The sequence below is a fragment of the Modestobacter sp. KNN46-3 genome, from assembly GCF_011039295.1.
On the sequence record NZ_JAAKGN010000311.1, the window covers coordinates 1 to 1,756 of the forward strand.

Annotated in this window: 2 protein-coding genes and 1 pseudogene; all 3 read right to left on the reverse strand. The window is 76.7% G+C overall.

All coding sequences use genetic code 11. The annotated features are described in order from the left end of the window. Positions 1-109: 109 nt before the first annotated feature. A complete protein-coding gene (locus G5C62_RS26860; protein ID WP_036332921.1) occupies positions 110-331 on the reverse strand; it encodes an exodeoxyribonuclease VII small subunit in 222 nt (73 codons plus the stop codon). Beyond that, on the reverse strand, positions 328-1,563 hold the full coding sequence (xseA, locus tag G5C62_RS26865) for an exodeoxyribonuclease VII large subunit (RefSeq protein ID WP_164703393.1): 1,236 nt from the start codon (positions 1,561-1,563) through the stop codon (positions 328-330). Before xseA ends, G5C62_RS26860 begins: the two co-directional genes overlap by 4 nt. Positions 1,564-1,633: 70 nt before the next feature. Next, positions 1,634-1,741, reverse strand: a pseudogene (locus G5C62_RS28830) (fructose-bisphosphatase class II); the annotation flags it as partial. Positions 1,742-1,756 lie beyond the last annotated feature (15 nt).

The following is a 1,756-nucleotide window of genomic DNA, read 5'->3' on the forward strand; positions in this document are numbered from 1 at the left end:
GGGAGACGGCGCTGACCCGGACCGCGGACGGCGCCACCCTGGTGGTCAGCGGTTCGGCGTCGGAGGAGGAGCTGGCGACCCTGGCCGGCTCCCTGGAGCCGTACGCCCCCTAGTCCTGCCCGGTGGGGGCGGCGGCGGCCAGGCGTTCGCGGGCCCGGTCGAGCCAGTGCTGGCACAACTCGGCCAGCTGCTCGCCGCGCTCCCAGAGCGCCAGCGACTCCTCCAGGGTGAGGCCGCCGGCCTCCAGCCGGCGCACCACGTCGGCGAGCTCCTCGCGGGCCTGCTCGTAGGTCTGGGTCGGCTCGACGGCCTGCTCGGGCTGTTCGGTCACGGTTCCCCATCCTCCCCGGCGGGTGTGCGGTCGACCCGCACCGGTAGCCGGCCGCCGGCGACCCGCACCTGCAGCCGTTCGCCGTCGTCCACCCCGGCGGGGTCGCGGACCAGCGCGCCGTCGGCCCGCTGGACCACCGCGTAGCCGCGTTCCAGCGTCGCGGCGGGGGACAGCGCGGCGACCCGGGCACGGGCGTGCACGAGGTCGCGTTCGGCGCCCTCCACCCGGTGGGTCAGCGTGCGGGTGGCCCGGGTGCGCAGCGCGGTGACGTCGTCGGCGCGGCCGGCCAGCAGCCGCTGGGGATCGGCGAGCACCGGGCGGCTGCGCACCGACTCCAGCCAGCGTTCCTGCTGCTCCAGCCGGCTGCCCAGCAGGTGCCGGGCCCGGGCGCGCAGGCCCTCGACCAGGCGCGTCTGCTCGCCGATCTCCGGGACGACCCGGTGTGCGGCGTCGGTGGGGGTGGCGGCGCGGACGTCGGCCACGTGGTCGACCAGCGTGGTGTCGGTCTCGTGCCCGACGGCGGTGACGACGGGGGTGCGGCTGGCCGCGATCGCCCGCACCAGGCCCTCGTCGGAGAAGGGCAGCAGGTCCTCGACCGAGCCGCCGCCGCGGGCGATGACGATGACCTCCACCGTCGGATCGGCGTCCAGCCGCTGCAGCCCGGCGATCACGGACTCGGCCGCCGTCGGACCCTGGACGGCGCAGTTGTACATCGCGAAGCGGACCGCCGGCCAGCGTCGCCGGGCGGTGACCAGCACGTCGCGCTCAGCGGCGCTGTCCCGCCCGGTGATCACGCCGACGACGGCCGGGGCGAAGGGCAGCGGGCGCTTGCGGGCGACGTCGAACAGGCCCTCGGCCGCCAGCAGCCGGCGGATCCGCTCGATCCGGGCCAGCAGCTCGCCGAGGCCGACCGCCCGGATCTCGGTGGCGCGCAGCGAGAAGGACCCACGGGCGACGTAGTAGTCGGGTCGGGCGCGGACGACGACCCGCGCGCCCTCGGTGAGCTCCAGGCCCGGCCGGTCGGCGACGTCCCGGTGGCAGGTGACCGGCACCGAGAGGTCCGCTGCGGGGTCGCGCAGGGTGAGGAAGACGGTCGCTGCGTTGCCGCGCCGGGACAGCTGGGCGACCTGCCCCTCGACCCACACCTCGCCGAGCCGGCCGATCCACTCGGCGACCTTGCGCGCCACGGTGCGGACCGGCCAGGGCGACTCGGGGGAGGACGGGCTGGTCACCCGCCCGAGCCTGCCAGACGGGGGACCCGCTGCTCCCCGAGCCTGGCGAGCCCGGGTCGGGGTACCGCACCCCGCGCAGCAGCTCGCCGTCGGTGATGCCGGTGGCGACGAAGAAGACGTCGCCGCGCACCAGGTCGTCGATCACGAGCACCCTGTCCAGATCGTGGCCGGCGTCCAGGGCGCGCGGAACGGC